Consider the following 17,315-nt stretch of genomic DNA (forward strand, 5'->3'; position numbering starts at 1 on the left):
ATGAAAATTTTAAAAATAGAATTGCAAAATATAAATTCATTAAAATCTGATACTCCTATTGTTATTGATTTTGAAAATAACCATTTTAAAGATGTTGGGTTGTTTGCTATTACGGGGGCTACAGGTGCTGGAAAAACGACTATTTTAGATGCGATAACAATTGCATTATACCACAGTGTGCCGCGCTTTAAGAGTTCAAAAGGAACACTATTAGATGTTATTAGTTTTGGTGCTGATGAGGCGTTTTGTTGCGTTACCTTTGAGAATAATGAAGTTATTTATGAGGGATTTTGGGGTATGCGTTTGGCAAATAAAACAGGTGTATCCTTAAAGAATCCGATCGAAAAAGTAAGTTTGAAAAATGTATCTTCAGGGAAAACGCTAGCGGATCAAAAAAGAAAATATATTGAAGAAGTTGAAAAAGTGACTCAATTAGATTACAATCAGTTTTTACGATCTGTAATGTTGGCTCAAGGGGATTTTGCTTCTTTTTTAACGGCTAAAGGACCCGACAAAGGAAGGTTGTTAGAGCAAATTACTGGAGAAGAGATTTACAAGAAAATTGGTCAAGGTATTTTAGATAGAAAGGCAGCTGAAAGTAGCAAATTGGAAGAGATGCGATCCAAAATTAATTCTGATGATATTTTAATAGCAGAGAGAAAAATTGAATTAATTCAAAAAGATAAAGAGCTCGATATTCAAGTTGAAAAAGCAGAAAAAGAAATAGAATCTATCCAACTTATTGTGAATTGGTATCTCAAGTCACAGGAACTCACGAGCGCATCTGAAAAGTTTACACAAAATTCAAAAGAAATAAATATACAAATTGAAAACCATAAGACTGAATTTCAATTATTAGATTTAAACGAAAAAGCAGAACCCTTCCAAGAGCTTATTCAGGATTTTAATAGAAATGAAAAAAATAGTACTGAAAAGACGCATCAATTAAAAGCGCTAGAGGATGTGTTAACTGTTTTTAAACCTAAGATTGAACACGTGACGACACTTTCTAACAGACACGCAATTGAACTAGACAACGCAGGAAAAAACTTTGAAGCTTGGTTGCCTAAATTTGATTTAATTACAAGGCTAGACGGTGTTTTAAGGAATGAAGCTGAGCAAAAACAAAAATTAAAAGAGAGGTTAGAAGAATTAATGTTGCAAGGCAAAGCATTGCAGCAAGAAGAAGAAAAGGTATCTAGGGATTTAACCAGTGCAAAGACAAATATTGAGGTTGATGAAACATTTATAAATCAAAATAAATTTTTAAAAGAGGTTGATTCAGAAATTTCAAATTGGACAACAGGTTTAACAACCCTAAAAGGAAATAAAGAAACGTTGAATGAATATGCTTTATTTATTATTCAGAAAAACAAGAAAACAGAAAACACTTCCGCAGAACTAACGAAGAACAACGAGCTGCTCATAAAAAAAACAGTATCAATCGATAAAATTGAGAAAGAGCTCTTTGCTATTAATGAGCAATTATCTAAAAATAATCTTGCCGATTTATTAGCAAAAGAAAAGACATTAATTTTCGCTGAAACGAACTGGAAACAATTTAAAAACTTTTCAGAAGAAATAACGAAAGAGGAAAAAGAAATTGAAAGAAAATCGAACCTAAAGAAAGTATTTGCAGCTGATTTAACCGAGTTAGAGAAACAAATTGAAGAGGTCAAAAAACAAATCATTACGCAAGAAGTTGCTGTTACTGATGCTGAAAAAATTTTAGATTTGGAAAAAAGTATTTCTAAATATGAAGAGGATCGTCAAAACTTAATGAAAGGAAAACCCTGTGGTTTGTGCGGTTCTACCGAGCATCCATTTACAAAAAACCTACTATCAATTGGGGTATCAAAAGCGCAGCAAGAATTAAACAGCCGAAGAGTTCAGTTAAAAAGTTTGAACGATTTAAAAACAGAATTGTATAAGAAAGAGACTCAATTTTCTACAAATATTGAGAGCCTAACTCAGCAAATAAATGCGCTAGCCGAAGATTTAAAGGAAGTGCTATCAAAAGTAAAACAATTAAATATTGAATGTGAATTAACCAATTCAGCCAAGATTGATATTGAGATAAAAGCGTCTTCTGAGAAATTAAAGGCACTCGAAGTTGGCATAGCATCTGCACAAAAATTACAAACTGACAAAGATCAATTATCGGAGAATTATAAGGGACAAAATCAGCTTCTGAGCAATTTGCAAACCAAAGATGCTACTCTTAAAGAAACGATTAAAAATGCAACAGCTGAAATTACGGGCAAACAAAAATCGGTAGATAATTTAACCAACATCTGCGTTGTTTTAGAAAATGAATTAAAAATAAAATTATCTAAATTTAATTATAAAGTACCTTTAATTGAGAACACAACTCGATTTATTGAAACCATAGAGGCGGCGATACTTAAATTCAATAAGATGCAACATAATGTAAATGTGCTTTTATCAGAAGTTAAGGTTTACAATAATACACTTCAAAATATTGAGAATTTACTAGCCACAAATGCGAAGGATCGAACTACTTGTGGAGCAGAGATTCTTACATGTGAAACTAAAATTCATCAATTGAGCACTGAACGTGTGGCCATTTTACCTCTTGATCTTACTGTAGCAATGAAAAGAGCAAGCTTACAATTAGTAAGCAAACAATTACTTGAGAAAGTGGAAGTAAGCAAAAAAGATCAGCAAAAATTATTAGACGCTAAAAGGGAAAAAGAAGCTTTAAAAGTTGAAAATAGCAAAGAGCTAAAAGATTTAAAAGATGGATGGAATACGTTACAATTATCTCTCAATGTGGCTCTTAAAAACAGTGATTTTAATTACCGAAAAGATATTGAAAACGCCTTATTACCAAAAGATATTAAGCAAACTTATACTCAAAATAAAGAGCGAATAAAAGAAAGTCTACTTAAACTAAAAACGCTAAAAGAAGCAAATTCAAACGCAATAGAGGCATTAAATAAATCTAAAAACTTTGAAATATTAGAAGTGGAAAGCAAGCTAATTTTAGAGGAACTGAAACTCACAAATAAAGACTTTTTGACCCAAAGAGGTGAAATAGCGGAGGCCTTTAGAAAAGATCAAGAAATAAAAGATCGAAATCAAGAAATTTATAAAAAAATCGATGCGCAAGCAGTAATATATAATGTTTGGAAAGAATTATTTAAAATTATAGGAAACTCTAAAGATGCTTTTAATGTGTATGTGCAACGTTTAACTTTAAAACATTTACTAGATCTTGCGAATGTGCATTTATTCAAATTAAATAAGCGATACTCATTAAAAATAGAGGCTACTTATAAACCTAAAGAAGAACTTAATTTTAATTTAATTGACCATTATCAAACGGACCAAGCGAGATTGGTTGACACTTCAAGTGGTGGTGAAAAATTTATCATCAGTTTAGCTTTGGCTTTAGGACTCTCTGATTTAGCGAGTAAAAACGTAAAAATTGATTCTCTTTTTATTGATGAAGGTTTTGGAACTTTAGATAGCAACACCTTAGAAACTGTAATTTCTACGCTAGAAACTTTACAGTCACAAGGAAAAATGATTGGAATAATATCCCACGTAGAAAATTTGAAAGAACGCATTCCTACGCAAATACAAATTACAAAAAAAAGCAACGGAATTAGTGTTGTTGAAATCCAATAGAAAAATAAGGGCATTGAACTATTATTTCTAAACTCCACTAAATACTATATAAAAACTCCTTAATAACGAAAAGCAATATTTAACATACTCCCTTCACTCAAAAAAACAGTACATATAAAGTCATAGATTGAAACACTCTTTTTACAAGTACCTGTTTCAAAAGGGTAAAATTCTTGCTGCTATTCAAAGAAATTCGAATCGCAGAGACCAACGCACAGAATATTTTAAAAGGGCCCAAAGTGCGGTGCTTTTTACGTTTAAAAAATAGCGTGCGCTCAAAATTATTCTTTCTAAAAGGAGGAGGTTCTTTATTTAAACGTATTTTTTTCGTTATCAAGATTACCGTAGAAAAAGCTTTTTATTAAAGTGCAAAAAGCAAAATTTAGGCTGCGCATTTTTGGAAATAATTTTCAATAATAGGATCTAAAAATTCTTAAAAATTAAAATAATAGCACGTATTTTTAAAATGATCAAACATTGTCTAAAAAAGAGAAATAGGTCGTACTTTTAAGAAATCGTTCAGACCTTTTTAAGAGGACTCGCTGCGTCACGAAAAATTGTTTGAATTCATGACTATTTTACAGAAAAAATAAGATAATCTGTAGCAGGTGCAGTTTATAAAAACTTATTCTTTTGTACGGAAATCAGTATTTTGAAAAAATAAAAAGGATGCTGAACAATAAGCGAAATGATTAAAAACTAAATGTAAAAATTAGGATGAATCACAAGAAAAATAAATCAAGTTGAGCTTATTAAATGAAATTAATAGGAATGAATAGCAAAATAAAATTTACTTTTTAGCAATAGAAAAAAAATATGAATCGAGAGAAAAGAATTGAAATATCAAAAACGACGATCTTTAAAGCAGTATTTCCAAACACTACAAATCACTATGACACCTTATTTGGTGGAACGGCGATGCTTTTAATGGACGAAACTGCATTTGTAACTGCAACAAGATTTAGTCGGCAACGCATGGTTACCGTAAGTAGCGATAAAATTGATTTTAAGAAACCGATTCCAGCAGGAACCATCATCGAACTAGTGGGATATGTTACTTACGTTGGAAATACAAGTTTAAAAGTTAGAGTAGATATTTTTGTAGAAGAAATGTACTCCGAATTTAGAGAAAAGGCAGTTTCGGGAGAATTTACTTTCGTGGCTATCGACGAAAATAAAATACCAATAAAAATACTTTAACAAATATTTCCTAAGAACAGCGCTATCCGTGAAGGGTAGCGCTGTTTTAAAATCGATACACTGACATTGCTTACAATGCTTCTTTTAAGATGGAATTGCAGCGTGGGAATATACTTTTATTTTAAAAGCCACACGTATAGATTCTAATCAACTATTATAAACTTCTATCGTGCGTTGCATTTTGCTGATGAATTTTGCTTTAAAATTGCACACATAAAATCTTTACGTTGTATTTATCTCGTTTTCCTAACAACAAAAAAAAACCATCCTTTAAAAATTGGTATGTACATTTTTCGGTGTATTAACTCTAATTTAGGATCGAAATAAACAGCCTTTGGGTGTTTAATTTTCATACTTGTATCGACGCGTTTTCGGAGTCGATTGGTGCGAGGCTTTCTTGAGGTAAAAAGAAGGTATTTAGAATTCGGGGTGTTTTTTGTAGCATAAAATCTATTTTGAAACTTTCAAAAATCCTTGATATATTATGAATATTACTTTTACCAACATTGAGTTACTAAAAGGTAGTTTTAAAAATTAAACTTCACTAAAATAGAGGAGCTTTCGATTATACGGCACTCATATTACAAATTTTATTTTTAATCGATGCCGGTTTAGTGGTCCTTATTTGGTTGGTGCAACTTATCATATATCCAAGTTTTACGTATTACCAACCTGAGAACTTATTTAAATGGCATCAGAAATATACTAGCCGTCTTGCATTTGTAGTAATCCTTTGAATGCGCAGTCAATTAATTCTGGCAGTTGTTGCTATTTTTTGTGCATTCAATATGTTGCATACCTGCTCCTTGCTTCTTGTGCTATTTTTATGGTCTCTTACCTTTGTTTGTTTTGCACCATTCCATTTTAAAATCTCTGAAAAAAATACAAGTCAAAATATCTTACAGCGATTAATTCGTAAAAATTGGATTCGGACTTTCCTTTGTCCTCCTTCTTTATTTTTCATCTTACCGGGTTTATCTCTTTCTAATAGAAAACGTTAAAACAGAAATAAAAAGTAAACACTATAAATAGCACCAATATGAAGCAATAAAAGGCTATTCTCTTTTTAAACACAATAGGAGTAATCCCTCTTTTATGCTACCAATTTATTTAAATTATGGTAGCGGAATAAAATAAGCAATGTATCTTCATGGTTTTAGCTGTAAATAGGATGTCTTAAAAAATTATGCGGGGAGTGCAAAAAATTAGTTAAAACAGACCAAATTTTTGAGGAACATTACAAACCAAGTTTTTCAATTATTCCCTGTACTTTCTGTTCTGTGTTTCTTAATTTGTCTTGGCAAAATTTAGATAAAGCAGCGGCTCTAGTAACTACTTTTTCTAGTTGATCAATACTTACTTCGTCATTTCTTAAATTTTCCAAAATTAATTCAAGTTCTTTGGAGGCTTCTTCATACGTTAATTTTGAAATCGGTTTATTTTCCATTAATTCTCTTGTTTTATGTATTTTGTGATGATTATTGCATCTTGAAATTCTAGTTTAATTATGCTGTCTTTTTCTAAGGGTTCGCCTTTATAAAGATTTCCATTTACACGGGGTATGGCAAAGCCCTTTTTAAGAATTGTTTTCGGACTACTGGATGCTATTTGGATTAAAGAATTGGAGAGTGCTGTTTTTTTAGTATTGATTACATGGTCTACGAGCAATCCCAGCATTTCAAGTTGTTTTTTTACGATCCTTTCTTTATTGTCAATGATTCTTTTACTTTGCTGTAATTGTTCTTGATTGCTTAATAACAGGGTGTTGTTTTCTTCATTAATGAGATTGCTAATTCTGGCAGTTAAACGATTCATAAGGGTATGCAAAGTTCCTCTTTTGAGACGCGTAAAAACATTTGAGGCATGCGTAATGCCTTCTGTATGTAATACCAATTCCCCGAATTTTCTCTCTAGTAAATTTTGTTGTTTTTCATAAATCAGAGCATACGTGCTCAGTATCTTTTGCTCAAAGTCGTATGATTTGTTTACAATGTAATTGGATACTTCTGTAGGTGTTTTAAAAGCTTGATTGGCGGCAAAATCTATTACTGTGATGTCTGTTTCGTGACCAATCCCGGAAAACACGGCACTTTGCATTTTGCTGATTTGTTTAGATATTTCATAAGAATTAAAAACATCTAAATCCATCTTAGAACCACCGCCCCTAATAATTACAATACAATCGTATTTTTGCTTATTGATTGTTTTAAGTTTTCTAAGAATTTCTAATTCAGCTCCATTACCCTGAACAGCAGAAGAAAATATTTCTAAATTATATTTGTAATTGTAATGGTTGTTTTGAATGTTTTTAATAAAATCTTCGTATCCAGAAGTGTTTTCTGAAGCTATAACGGCTATACTTGAGATTACTAAGGGTACTTTAATTTGCTTATTTAAATCAATAACGCCTTCTTTTTTAAGTCTATCTAAAGTTTCTTGTCGTTTCTTTTCGATTTGACCAACCGCAAACTCTAAATTTATAGCTGTAATTAAAAGGCTCAAACCATGAGCGGTATCGAATTGAATATTTGTGTAGCATAAGATTTCGTTACCTTTTTTAAGGATATTGCTAAAATCTTGTCCTAGTACTTCACGAATTTGAGAAATATTTTGACTCCAAATTATTGCTTTACATTTTGCAACAGTTTTGCCATTTATGTTTTCTGCCAGTTCAATATACGTATGGCCAGACCTGTGAAAATTAATATTTATAATTTCTACTTTAAGCCAAAAATATTTGCCATCTATGTTATCATCGATAATCGTCTTTACACGATTTAGTATTTTTGATAAGGAATAATAAGAGGGTAGGTTTGACAATTTGCTTTAAACTGATTTAAATGAAGTTGCAAATATAAAACAGAATTACACCTTAAAGAAATGCAATGACCAACAATAATATATTTTGAAGGATTCAAAAAAAATGAAAGAAAAAAATGTTTGTGAGGCGTTGCACCAGGTTAACGTTCTTTGGTCTTATATCCTTTATAAAAACCAATTAAAAAATCTACAAACCATTTTACAGATAAAAAAAACAACCATAAGATGGTAACTGAAAAATGCCAAAGAAAATTTAAAATATTTAGAACAAGGCTGAATGCTAAAAAAGTTAATTGAAGTATCGCTGCGTTTTTACCTCGTATTTGAATACCACCCAATTTGAAACTTGAAGAACGAGGTTTGAATAAATTATAAGAACCTCTGTTATTTTTTATTGAGGTACTCACACCACCTTTTGAAATATTGAACTGAAAAGGTCCACTGTTAAACCTACCTATAAATTGAAAGTTACCGCGTTGAAATCCCATTCTAGCACCTTTAAACAATCTTTTATGAAGTCGAACACCGTGGTTGGTGTTTATAGTAGTGCTATACCCACCTTTGGAAATTGTTTTCGTTGCAGAAATACCTCCCGTTCTAGAAATACGAACATTCTTGCCGTGATGCTCTATTCTCTTTTTAGGGGGTTTGATGTTTTTGGGCATAATTGGTGATTCAACTTTAATCGATTTTTAGAAGGTAATGTTGTTTTTAATAACTTTCCAGTCCAAAATTTACAGAAATTAATAAAAGCAATTGAAGGCGATACACCTAATGAGCATCCGTTATACTGATAAGTAAATAAAGTCTATCAAGCGAAAAATAAATAAAAAAGACCAGAGGAAAGTTCGATACCAATTTCTTTTAATTAACAGTTTTAGTAAACTTTGATTTGCATTTCCTTCAGAAATCTTAAAGTGGATGGGCGCGAAAGAAACGAATGTGAAAACCCACAAAAAAAGAACGATTGTTAAGGAGCTGGCATTCACAAAGTTTAAATGATGGAATACAGCAACAATTGCTAACAATAACTGGCCGAGCATTAAGGGCATGACAACAAATGCGAGACGCGTAGTATATTTTTGATGCCAGGCGAAAAGAGCTTCTGGTTGGTAATAGGTAAAACTAGGATATATGATAAGCTGCACCAGCCAAATAAGTACGACCAAACCAACATCTATTAAAAGGGAAATCTGTAAAAGGAGTTGTGCGTAATCCAATGTTATTATTTTTATAAAATTATCTTTTTAAACCCTATAGAAGCAACAATTATCTGCATTTTATTTGCATCTACTGCTAAATTCAGAAATATTTATTTTTACACTTTTGAGCTTTATAGGTATGAATTCAAGAAAAGCAGAATACATTTTTATCTTGCTAAAAAAAATATTTTCATTTCAAAGATGCCATCTCAGGTTTCATGTACCCCTCATTTTAAGCTTCTTTGCAAAGATATTGATACAAGGATGAAAACGAAACACACAATACATCTTTATTCTAAAAAAATAAGGTTGCTTTAAAAAATAGCACCTGTGTTTCTATGGGTTTTGATTTTAATGTAGTCAATGAAGTAAAAAAATATTTTTCGATGCTTCCCTTAAAAAAGGCATTCTTCTTTCAAAGAAAAACTATTTTGTGAGCTCTTTCAAAGTACTTGGCTGTGCGTAAAGTGATCTTAAGTTTTAATATTTTAGGTGTTGCGACACGTGTGATGTGAATACCTTTTCAAATTTTGAGTTATAAAGGGTTTGTTCGCAAACTGATAACAAGCTAAAAGAATGTTTAGAGAAGTGCAAGAGTTTGAGGAAAGCGCTATTAGATATTTCTTGTTCGTGATTAAATAGGATCCTTTCAATCTTTGCTATTTCTTTCTTTCTTTTAAAAGTTGTTTGAAGGATTGTGAATTTTTTTACGGTAGTAATTTAGAAGATCGGTGAGGTTATTCAACAATATGTTTGCGAATTTATTTCCAACGATTGCAGCTTTCATCGCGCAATTATTTCTCGTTTGTAAAAATGTATTACAGATTTTGGGAATCTAGAAGTGCAGCGCAATTATTTTTTGTTAAAAAGAGATGCTTTATTTGTTTCCGATGTTCCCAAACAATTTATAAATTTGTAATATTTCAAAATAACACAAATGAAAATCGAACAAATATATACCGGGTGTTTAGCGCAAGGTGCTTATTATATTGAAAGTAATGGAGAGGTGGCTATTATAGATCCTTTGCGAGAAGTACAGCCTTATATTGATCGGGCAACAGCGGCTGGTGCTAGCATCAAATATATTTTTGAAACGCATTTCCATGCGGATTTTGTCAGTGGTCACGTAACTTTGGCAAAACAAACAGGGGCTCCCATTATTTTTGGTCCCAATGCAGTTACTCGTTTTGATGCGATTGTTGCAAGAGATAATCAGATTTTTAAGTTAGGGGATGTCACTATTACGGTGTTACATACTCCAGGACATACTATGGAAAGCTCAGTGTATCTCTTGAAAGATAAGAATGGAAAAGACCATGCTATTTTTAGTGGAGATACCCTGTTTTTGGGGGATGTAGGACGTCCAGATTTAGCACAAAAAATTGGGGAATTGACAGAAAAGGATTTGGCAGGTTTTTTATATGATAGTTTACGAACTAAAGTAATGCCGTTAGCAGATGATGTTATCGTGTATCCCGCCCACGGTGCAGGTTCTTCTTGTGGAAAGAATTTAAGTAAGGAGACGATAGATACTTTAGGAAACCAGAAAGCTACAAATTATGCGCTCCGATTAGACATGACAAAAGAGGAATTTATACATGAGGTTACAGACGGTTTATTGCCACCTCCTCAATACTTTCCACTAAACGTTCAAATGAATAAAGAAGGTTATGACGATTTTCAAGAGGTATTGGCAAGAAGTGCACAAGCGCTGTTTCCAGACGCTTTTGAAGCGACTGCAAATGAGACAGAAGCAATTATTTTAGATGTAAGGCATCAAGACGCATTTGCTAAGGGGCATATTCCAAGATCCATCTTTATCGGTTTGGCGGGTAGTTTTGCGCCTTGGGTGGGTGCTTTAATAGCAGATGTGCAACAACCTATCTTATTAGTGACGGAAATAGGCATGGAAGAAGAAACAATTATGCGCTTGTCTCGCGTTGGCTTTGATCAAACCTTAGGATATTTGAAAGGAGGCTTTAATGCATGGAAGAAAGCAGCGAAGGAATATGACACGGTTGCCTCAATGACAGCGAATGCACTTAGAGAAATTAAAGAAAAAGAAGATGTGCCTATTTTTGACGTGCGCAAAGGGAGAGAGTTTTTATCGGAGCATGTGCTCGAAGCAAAGAATACTCCTTTGGATTATTTAAATGCCCATTTGTCAACATTTCCAGAGCACGAAACTTTTTATGTGCACTGTGCTGCTGGTTATAGATCTATGATTGCAGCATCGATCTTGAAAAGTAGGGGAATACACAATTTTGTAGACATTCAGGGTGGTTTTGATGCTTTAAAAAAAGAAGACATTGAAATTTCTCAGTATGTCTGTCCGTCAACCTTATAAATGCTTTTGTATCGTGTTGACTTTGGTTTGAAAAATAGTTTTTTATAGTATTGACAGGGCTGTTGGGCATATTTAAAACAGAAAATAAAATTTAATACAACCGAACAAATAAAAAGATGGATTGGATATATGAACCTTGGCCATGGTATTTCGCTGGCCCGATGATTGCTTTCGTACTGTTTTTGCTGTTGATGGTGGATAAAAGTTTTGGAATGTCTGCAAATTTAAGAACGATTTGCACCTTGTGCGGTGCTGGAGATAAAGTCACTTTCTTTAAGTTCGACTGGAAATCTCAAAAATGGAATTTAGTAGTCGTATTTGGAGCCATTATTGGCGGTTTTATCGGTGCAAATCTACTAACAACAGACATGGCAGTGGCTATAAATCCAGCTACGATTGCCAATTTACAGGCAATGGGATTTAAAAGTGCAGGAACGAGCTATTTGCCAACAGAACTTTTCAACAACAGTGCACTGCTTAGTATTCAGAATATTTTCATACTTGTTATTGGTGGTATACTCGTTGGTTTTGGAGCGAGATATGCTGGTGGATGTACTTCTGGGCATGCAATTTCGGGTTTAAGTAATTTACAACTACCTTCCTTAGTTGCGGTTATTGGATTTTTTATTGGTGGTCTCACCATGGTGCACTTTTTATTCCCTTTTATTTTTGAATTATGAGAACAGTGATCTACTTATGTATTGGCATCCTCTTTGGAATTACCATGTTTAAATCGGAAGCAGCTTCTTGGTTTCGCATCTACGAAATGTTCAAATTTGAAGCATTTCACATGTACGGAATTATCGGTTCTGCATTGGCAATTGGCATGCTTTTAATACAAGCAATAAAACACTTCAATATAAAGTCTTTTTACGGAGAAAAAATAAACTTTCATCCAAAAGAAAAAGGCATCAGACGCTATCTATTTGGTGGTATTATTTTTGGATTGGGTTGGGCATTGGTAGGTGCATGTCCCGGTCCGATGTTTACTTTAATAGGGGTGGGGTTTGCCTCCATTTTAATCGTGCTGATCGCAGCTGTTTTTGGCACTTATTTATACGGAGTATTAAAAGATAAAGTACCGCATTAAGAAAGAAGAGGCGTTTTTATTTCCACAGTGTTCTCAGGTTGCTATCATTTGAAGAGTTGTTTTTAAATTAGCCCATAATTAGCGCATTTGTAGCGTTGTTTTTTTTATTTTTGCACATGGATTTATTTGAACAGAACAGCATTTCAAACATACTACCTTTTGATGGTGTTACAAATTATCACGGCATTGTGATCGATGCAAAACAATGTGATTTTTATTACCAACGACTCATAGATACCATTGAATTTAAAAATGATGAAGCTATTATTTTTGGTAAAAAGATACTCACCAAAAGAAAGGTTGCCTGGTACGGTGCTGCTGAGTTTGCTTACACATATTCTAAAATAACAAAGACCGCCATCATTTTCACGAAAGAATTATTGGCATTAAAAGCAATTGTTGAAAAAGAAAGCGGAGAGACGTATAACTCCTGCTTGTTGAATTTATACCATTCAGGGGCAGAGGGTATGGGATATCATTCCGATGGAGAAAAAATGTTGAAGAAAAATGGTGCAATAGCATCGCTGTCTTTTGGAGTGGCCCGAAAATTTTCTTTTAAACACAAAGAAAGCAAACAAAGAATAGATCTGGTTTTAGAAAATGGGAGCTTGTTGGTGATGAAAGAAGGAACGCAAACCAATTGGGTACACCGATTGCCGCCGACAACAAAAGTAAGTACTCCCAGAATTAATTTAACTTTTAGAACTGTAGAATTATAATCTTATACTTACTTTTGCTGAAAATATTACGTTTTGGAAATCAACAATCAACAGTCTATAAATCTTAATAAATATATCAGTTCTTCAGGAGTTTGCTCTAGAAGAGAGGCAGAGAAGTTTATAAAAGAAGGAAGAATTACCATCAATGGTAAAGCAACACAATTGGGAAATAGGGTTGGCAAAAAAGACGTGGTTAAGTTTGATGGACGCCTGGTAGAGCCAAAGAATGTTACTTTATACATCGCATTAAATAAGCCTGTAGGGATCGTTTCTACAACAGATGAAAGAGAACCACATAACATTGTAAAACACGTAAATTATCCAGAGCGCTTGTTTCCTATTGGACGTTTAGATAAACCCTCTGAGGGCTTAATTTTTTTAACGAATGACGGTGACATTGTCAATAAAATTTTACGCGCAGGAAACAATCATGAAAAAGAATACTTTGTTTCTGTAGACAAGTCTATTACCAACGATTTTATAACGAGTATGGGAAATGGAATTCCGATTTTAGGAACCATGACTAAAAGGTGTAAGGTAGAAAAGGTAAGTGATAAAATATTTAAAATTGTGCTCACGCAAGGCTTGAATCGTCAAATTCGCAGGATGTGCGAATATTTGGACTATGAAGTGACAAAGCTAAAGCGCACACGAATTATGAATGTAGACCTTGGTTATTTGCAGTCGGGAGATTGGCGGGAATTAACAGAGGAAGAAATGAAAGACATCAATAAAATGATCGCTACCTCCTCAAAAACAGAAGAGGCTTCTTCTATTGAGGAAAAGCCAAAGCAAGCAAGGCCGAAACGTAATAAGGCACCTACAAAAAACGATTTCAATAAGAAAAGTGCTTCTTTTAGAAAATCGTCTCCAAAAAGCAAAAGAAGTAATACAAGTTTTTCAGCGAAGAAAAAACGCTGGTAAGCATCTATATAACGCTGTTTCCCCTAATGTTTGATTGCAAGTTTCAAGATCTTTAAACGCTCTTTTGAATGCTTGCTTTTCTAGTTTTTGTGATAAAAAAAGTGCCCGCTGCATAACGTATTATCATTGTGCTCAGTTCTTAAATAATAGTATATTTGCCCACCATGAAATTTGACTTAAAATTAACAGACCCTAAGAGTAAAGCGAGAGCTGGAATAATCACAACAGATCACGGAACCATAGAGACACCTATATTTATGCCAGTAGGAACGCTAGGTACCGTAAAAGGCGTTCACCAAACAGAATTAAAAGAGCAGGTAAATCCAGATATTATTTTAGCAAATACGTATCATTTATTTTTGCGTCCAGGGATGGATATTTTAGAGAGAGCAGGAGGCTTGCATCAATTTATGAATTGGGACCGTCCTATTTTAACAGATTCTGGAGGCTATCAAGTATATTCTCTTTCAGGGAGAAGAAAAATTAACGAGGAGGGCGTAAAGTTTAAAAGTCATATCGATGGATCAATGCATTTTTTCACACCAGAAAATGTCATGGAAACTCAGCGAACTATTGGAGCAGACATCATTATGGCCTTTGATGAGTGTACACCATATCCCTGTGATTATAATTATGCAAAGCGATCCATGCACATGACACATCGCTGGTTGGATCGATGCATCAATCATCTAGAAAAACTGCCCTACAAATACGGATTTGAACAAACATTTATGCCCATAGTTCAAGGAAGTACATACAAAGATTTAAGAAGGCAGTCTGCAGAGTATATTGCAAATGCAGGTGCACAAGCAAATGCGATTGGAGGTCTTTCAGTAGGAGAGCCAGCAGATGAGATGTATGCAATGACAGAAGTAGTTACAGAGATTTTACCAGAAGATAAGCCGAGGTATTTAATGGGCGTTGGAACACCGATTAATATTCTAGAAAATATTGCTTTAGGAATAGACATGTTTGATTGTGTAATGCCCACAAGAAACGCCAGAAATGGAATGTTATTTACGGCGCATGGAACCATCAATATAAAAAATAAAAAGTGGGAAGATGATTTTTCTCCAATTGATGATATGGGAATTACCGGAGTAGATACCATGTATTCAAAAGCATATTTGCGCCATCTATTTGCGGCCAAAGAAATGTTAGGAAAACAAATTGCCTCTATTCACAATCTTGGTTTTTATGTTTGGTTAACACGGGAAGCAAGAAGACATATTTTGGCAGGAGATTTTAGGGCGTGGAAAGATAAAATGGTAGTGCAAATGGACAAAAGATTGTAAATTTTTTAGCAGGCCTGCGTAGGTTAGTAGTTGTAATAATTAGCGTGATATTCTTTTGAAAATAATTGACTGGTACATATTAAAAAGATTTTTGGTAACCTTTTTGTTTACCTTACTTATCTTGATTCCAATTGCCATTGCAATTGATGTTTCTGAAAAAATAGATAATTTTTTAGAACATCCAAACTTGGGTATTAGCGAAGTTTTAAATGACTATTATATAAACTTCATTATCTATTACTCCAATACCTTTATGCCTTTGGCATTATTTATTGCGGTTATTTTATTTACCTCAAAACTTTCTAGTAACACTGAAATTATAGCCATAACCAATGCAAAAGTTTCCTTTACACGCTTTCTATATCCTTATTTTATTGGCGCTTCTTTGGTCACCTTACTCTCGCTGGCAATGAACCATTACGTGGTGCCTAAAAGTAGTAAGATTCGCAAGGGGTTTGAAAAAAAATACATCAACAGTTCAAAACAGTCCAACGCATTAAAGTATGTTTCAAATTTTAGCTTACAACTAACAGACAGTACGTATATTTTTATAAGGAGTTTTAATACAGCGAACAACATGGGATACGATTTTAATTCAGAAACCTATGACGGTATAAAATTGATTTCTAAACTTTCCTCTGATAATATTATGTACAACCCAAAAGACTCGACTTTTACTTTAACGGGATGGAGAAAGCGTTTGATTTACGAAAAAAGAGACCGCATTTTTTCCGGAAATAAATTAGATACGGTGTTTAATTTTTCAACTAAAGATCTTGTTTATAAGTCTGCATTTGCACAAGAAATGCCTTCTGGAGAACTCCTAAAATATATCAATATTTCTAAGAAGCGGGGGGTAAAAAACTTAAACGCTTATTTGGTTGAATTTTATAAAAGAACGAGCTTGCCAATAGCTTCTTATATTCTTACTATTATTGCAGTTGGTTTGTCTTTTCGGAAGAAGAGAGGGGGAACAGGTGTAAACCTAGCAATCGGAGTTGGAATTATGTTTCTCTATGTCTTCTTTATGAAAGTTGGGGAGGTTCTTGGCTCTGTTGCCGGTGTTGATTCTTTAGCGTATGTTTGGATACCAAATATAATTTTTGGTGTTGTTGCTATTTATCTTTACCTCAATGGGAGAAAATAAAATAAAACACTACCTATTACTTCATTTTATTGTTTTTATTTGGGGTTTTACAGCAATTATAGGTGCTTTAATTTCAATGGATGCGATTCCTTTAGTTTGGTATCGCATGCTGTTGGCCGTTGTTTTTATTGCGATTTATTTTCTGTGGAAAAAGAAAACTTTTAAAGTAGACCGCATGGGATTATTAAAGTTTTTTTTGACAGGGATTATAATCGCATTGCATTGGGTATTCTTTTTTACAGCCATAAAGGTTTCTAATGTTTCTGTAGCCTTAGTTATGATGAGTACAGGAGCCTTTTTTACGTCTTTAATCGAGCCTGTTTTTTTTAACAGAAAGATCAATGCTTTAGAAATCTTTTTAGGGCTTCTGGTTATTGGGGGTTTATACATTATTTTCAATTTCGAAAGTACGTATACGCTCGGAATTGTGTATGCACTAATTGCCTCTTTCTTGGGTGCATTATTTTCAGTTTTAAATGGAGTATTCATAAAAAAATATACGGCAAATACAATTTCATTTTATCAATTATTTTTTGGGATGGTTTTTATTTCTATGTATTTATTGCTTACAGATAGCTTCTCTTTTGCGTTCTTTCAAGTGTCCTTTCAGGATTGGATATATCTTGTAGTATTGAGCAGTATTTGTACCGCCTATGCCTTTATTGCTTCTGTGCAAATAATGAAATACCTGTCTCCGTATACCGTAATGCTAACCATTAATTTAGAACCTATTTATGCGATCATTTTAGCTTTGCTAATTTTTGGCGAAGAAGAACAGATGGGGAGCACTTTTTATATTGGTGCTTTTGTGGTGTTGCTCGTCGTTTTGTTGAATGGAATTATAAAGAATAAAGGGCCTTTAAAAGAGAATTTTCTTCAAAGATTAAGTAGAAAAAAGTAAATTTTATAGTATGTTT

14 protein-coding genes are annotated in these 17,315 nt (G+C 33.3%); 10 read left to right on the plus strand and 4 right to left on the minus strand.

Going from position 1 to position 17,315, the window contains the following annotated elements:
* Both PI23P_RS07520 and PI23P_RS07530 read left to right on the plus strand, forming a co-directional pair.
* Nucleotides 1-3,654: an AAA family ATPase gene (locus PI23P_RS07520; protein ID WP_004570179.1), complete on the plus strand. Its 3,654-nt coding sequence runs from the start codon at nucleotides 1-3 to the stop codon at nucleotides 3,652-3,654.
* 816 nt (nucleotides 3,655-4,470) lie between these two features.
* On the plus strand, nucleotides 4,471-4,854 hold the full coding sequence (locus PI23P_RS07530; RefSeq protein ID WP_004570181.1) for an acyl-CoA thioesterase: 384 nt from the start codon (nucleotides 4,471-4,473) through the stop codon (nucleotides 4,852-4,854).
* Nucleotides 4,855-6,091: 1,237 nt separating this feature from the next.
* Here the strand turns inward: PI23P_RS07530 and xseB are convergent.
* The 4 genes from xseB to PI23P_RS07550 all read right to left on the minus strand — a co-directional run bounded on the left by xseB (nucleotide 6,092) and on the right by PI23P_RS07550 (nucleotide 8,894).
* Complete coding sequence (gene xseB, locus PI23P_RS07535) at nucleotides 6,092-6,301, minus strand: exodeoxyribonuclease VII small subunit (RefSeq protein WP_004570183.1); 210 nt, start codon at nucleotides 6,299-6,301, stop codon at nucleotides 6,092-6,094.
* Nucleotides 6,301-7,674, minus strand: coding sequence for an exodeoxyribonuclease VII large subunit (xseA, locus tag PI23P_RS07540; RefSeq protein ID WP_004570184.1), 1,374 nt, complete (start codon nucleotides 7,672-7,674; stop codon nucleotides 6,301-6,303). Before xseA ends, xseB begins: the two co-directional genes overlap by 1 nt.
* Before the next feature lie 140 nt (nucleotides 7,675-7,814).
* The gene (locus tag PI23P_RS07545; protein WP_004570185.1) at nucleotides 7,815-8,339 is read right to left on the minus strand and encodes a hypothetical protein; all 525 of its coding nucleotides are present in this window, start codon (nucleotides 8,337-8,339) and stop codon (nucleotides 7,815-7,817) included.
* A 120-nt stretch (nucleotides 8,340-8,459) separates the two neighbouring features.
* Nucleotides 8,460-8,894, minus strand: a complete 435-nt coding sequence (locus tag PI23P_RS07550; RefSeq protein ID WP_004570186.1) for a hypothetical protein — start codon at nucleotides 8,892-8,894, stop codon at nucleotides 8,460-8,462.
* A gap of 919 nt (nucleotides 8,895-9,813) precedes the next feature.
* Between PI23P_RS07550 and PI23P_RS07555 the strand changes: the two genes are divergently transcribed.
* From PI23P_RS07555 to PI23P_RS07590, 8 genes are all read left to right on the plus strand, one after another.
* Nucleotides 9,814-11,223 (plus strand): MBL fold metallo-hydrolase, encoded by a 1,410-nt coding sequence (locus PI23P_RS07555; RefSeq protein ID WP_004570187.1) that lies wholly within the window; start codon nucleotides 9,814-9,816, stop codon nucleotides 11,221-11,223.
* A 116-nt stretch (nucleotides 11,224-11,339) separates the two neighbouring features.
* Complete coding sequence (locus PI23P_RS07560) at nucleotides 11,340-11,903, plus strand: YeeE/YedE family protein (protein ID WP_004570188.1); 564 nt, start codon at nucleotides 11,340-11,342, stop codon at nucleotides 11,901-11,903.
* Nucleotides 11,900-12,313 (plus strand): DUF6691 family protein, encoded by a 414-nt coding sequence (locus PI23P_RS07565; RefSeq protein ID WP_004570189.1) that lies wholly within the window; start codon nucleotides 11,900-11,902, stop codon nucleotides 12,311-12,313. The genes PI23P_RS07560 and PI23P_RS07565 overlap by 4 nt, the downstream gene beginning before the upstream one ends.
* Nucleotides 12,314-12,429: 116 nt before the next feature.
* Nucleotides 12,430-13,032 carry an alpha-ketoglutarate-dependent dioxygenase AlkB family protein gene (locus PI23P_RS07570; RefSeq protein WP_004570190.1) on the plus strand — a complete coding sequence of 201 codons (603 nt, stop codon included), beginning with the start codon at nucleotides 12,430-12,432 and terminating at the stop codon, nucleotides 13,030-13,032.
* A 33-nt stretch (nucleotides 13,033-13,065) separates the two neighbouring features.
* On the plus strand, nucleotides 13,066-13,956 hold the full coding sequence (rluF, locus tag PI23P_RS07575) for a 23S rRNA pseudouridine(2604) synthase RluF (RefSeq protein WP_004570191.1): 891 nt from the start codon (nucleotides 13,066-13,068) through the stop codon (nucleotides 13,954-13,956).
* A 164-nt stretch (nucleotides 13,957-14,120) separates the two neighbouring features.
* The gene (gene tgt, locus PI23P_RS07580) at nucleotides 14,121-15,251 is read left to right on the plus strand and encodes a tRNA guanosine(34) transglycosylase Tgt (RefSeq protein ID WP_004570192.1); all 1,131 of its coding nucleotides are present in this window, start codon (nucleotides 14,121-14,123) and stop codon (nucleotides 15,249-15,251) included.
* A 55-nt stretch (nucleotides 15,252-15,306) separates the two neighbouring features.
* Complete coding sequence (locus PI23P_RS07585) at nucleotides 15,307-16,398, plus strand: LptF/LptG family permease (protein ID WP_026288358.1); 1,092 nt, start codon at nucleotides 15,307-15,309, stop codon at nucleotides 16,396-16,398.
* Complete coding sequence (locus PI23P_RS07590) at nucleotides 16,385-17,299, plus strand: DMT family transporter (RefSeq protein ID WP_004570194.1); 915 nt, start codon at nucleotides 16,385-16,387, stop codon at nucleotides 17,297-17,299. Before PI23P_RS07585 ends, PI23P_RS07590 begins: the two co-directional genes overlap by 14 nt.
* Nucleotides 17,300-17,315 lie beyond the last annotated feature (16 nt).

The sequence above is a fragment of the Polaribacter irgensii 23-P genome, assembly GCF_000153225.1.
GTDB classification, from domain to species: Bacteria; Bacteroidota; Bacteroidia; order Flavobacteriales; family Flavobacteriaceae; genus Polaribacter; species Polaribacter irgensii.

Excerpts from the sequence above, each read along its gene's own strand:
- PI23P_RS07590 (WP_004570194.1), top strand. The coding sequence starts at position 16,385 with ATGGGAGAAAATAAAATAAAACACTACCTATTACTTCATTTTATTGTT.
- PI23P_RS07560 (WP_004570188.1), top strand. The coding sequence starts at position 11,340 with ATGGATTGGATATATGAACCTTGGCCATGGTATTTCGCTGGCCCGATG.
- PI23P_RS07570 (WP_004570190.1), top strand. The coding sequence starts at position 12,430 with ATGGATTTATTTGAACAGAACAGCATTTCAAACATACTACCTTTTGAT.
- PI23P_RS07520 (WP_004570179.1), top strand. The coding sequence starts at position 1 with ATGAAAATTTTAAAAATAGAATTGCAAAATATAAATTCATTAAAATCT.
- tgt (WP_004570192.1), top strand. The coding sequence starts at position 14,121 with ATGAAATTTGACTTAAAATTAACAGACCCTAAGAGTAAAGCGAGAGCT.
- PI23P_RS07555 (WP_004570187.1), top strand. The coding sequence starts at position 9,814 with ATGAAAATCGAACAAATATATACCGGGTGTTTAGCGCAAGGTGCTTAT.
- PI23P_RS07545 (WP_004570185.1), bottom strand. The coding sequence starts at position 8,339 with ATGCCCAAAAACATCAAACCCCCTAAAAAGAGAATAGAGCATCACGGC.
- xseB (WP_004570183.1), bottom strand. The coding sequence starts at position 6,301 with ATGGAAAATAAACCGATTTCAAAATTAACGTATGAAGAAGCCTCCAAA.
- PI23P_RS07565 (WP_004570189.1), top strand. The coding sequence starts at position 11,900 with ATGAGAACAGTGATCTACTTATGTATTGGCATCCTCTTTGGAATTACC.
- PI23P_RS07530 (WP_004570181.1), top strand. The coding sequence starts at position 4,471 with ATGAATCGAGAGAAAAGAATTGAAATATCAAAAACGACGATCTTTAAA.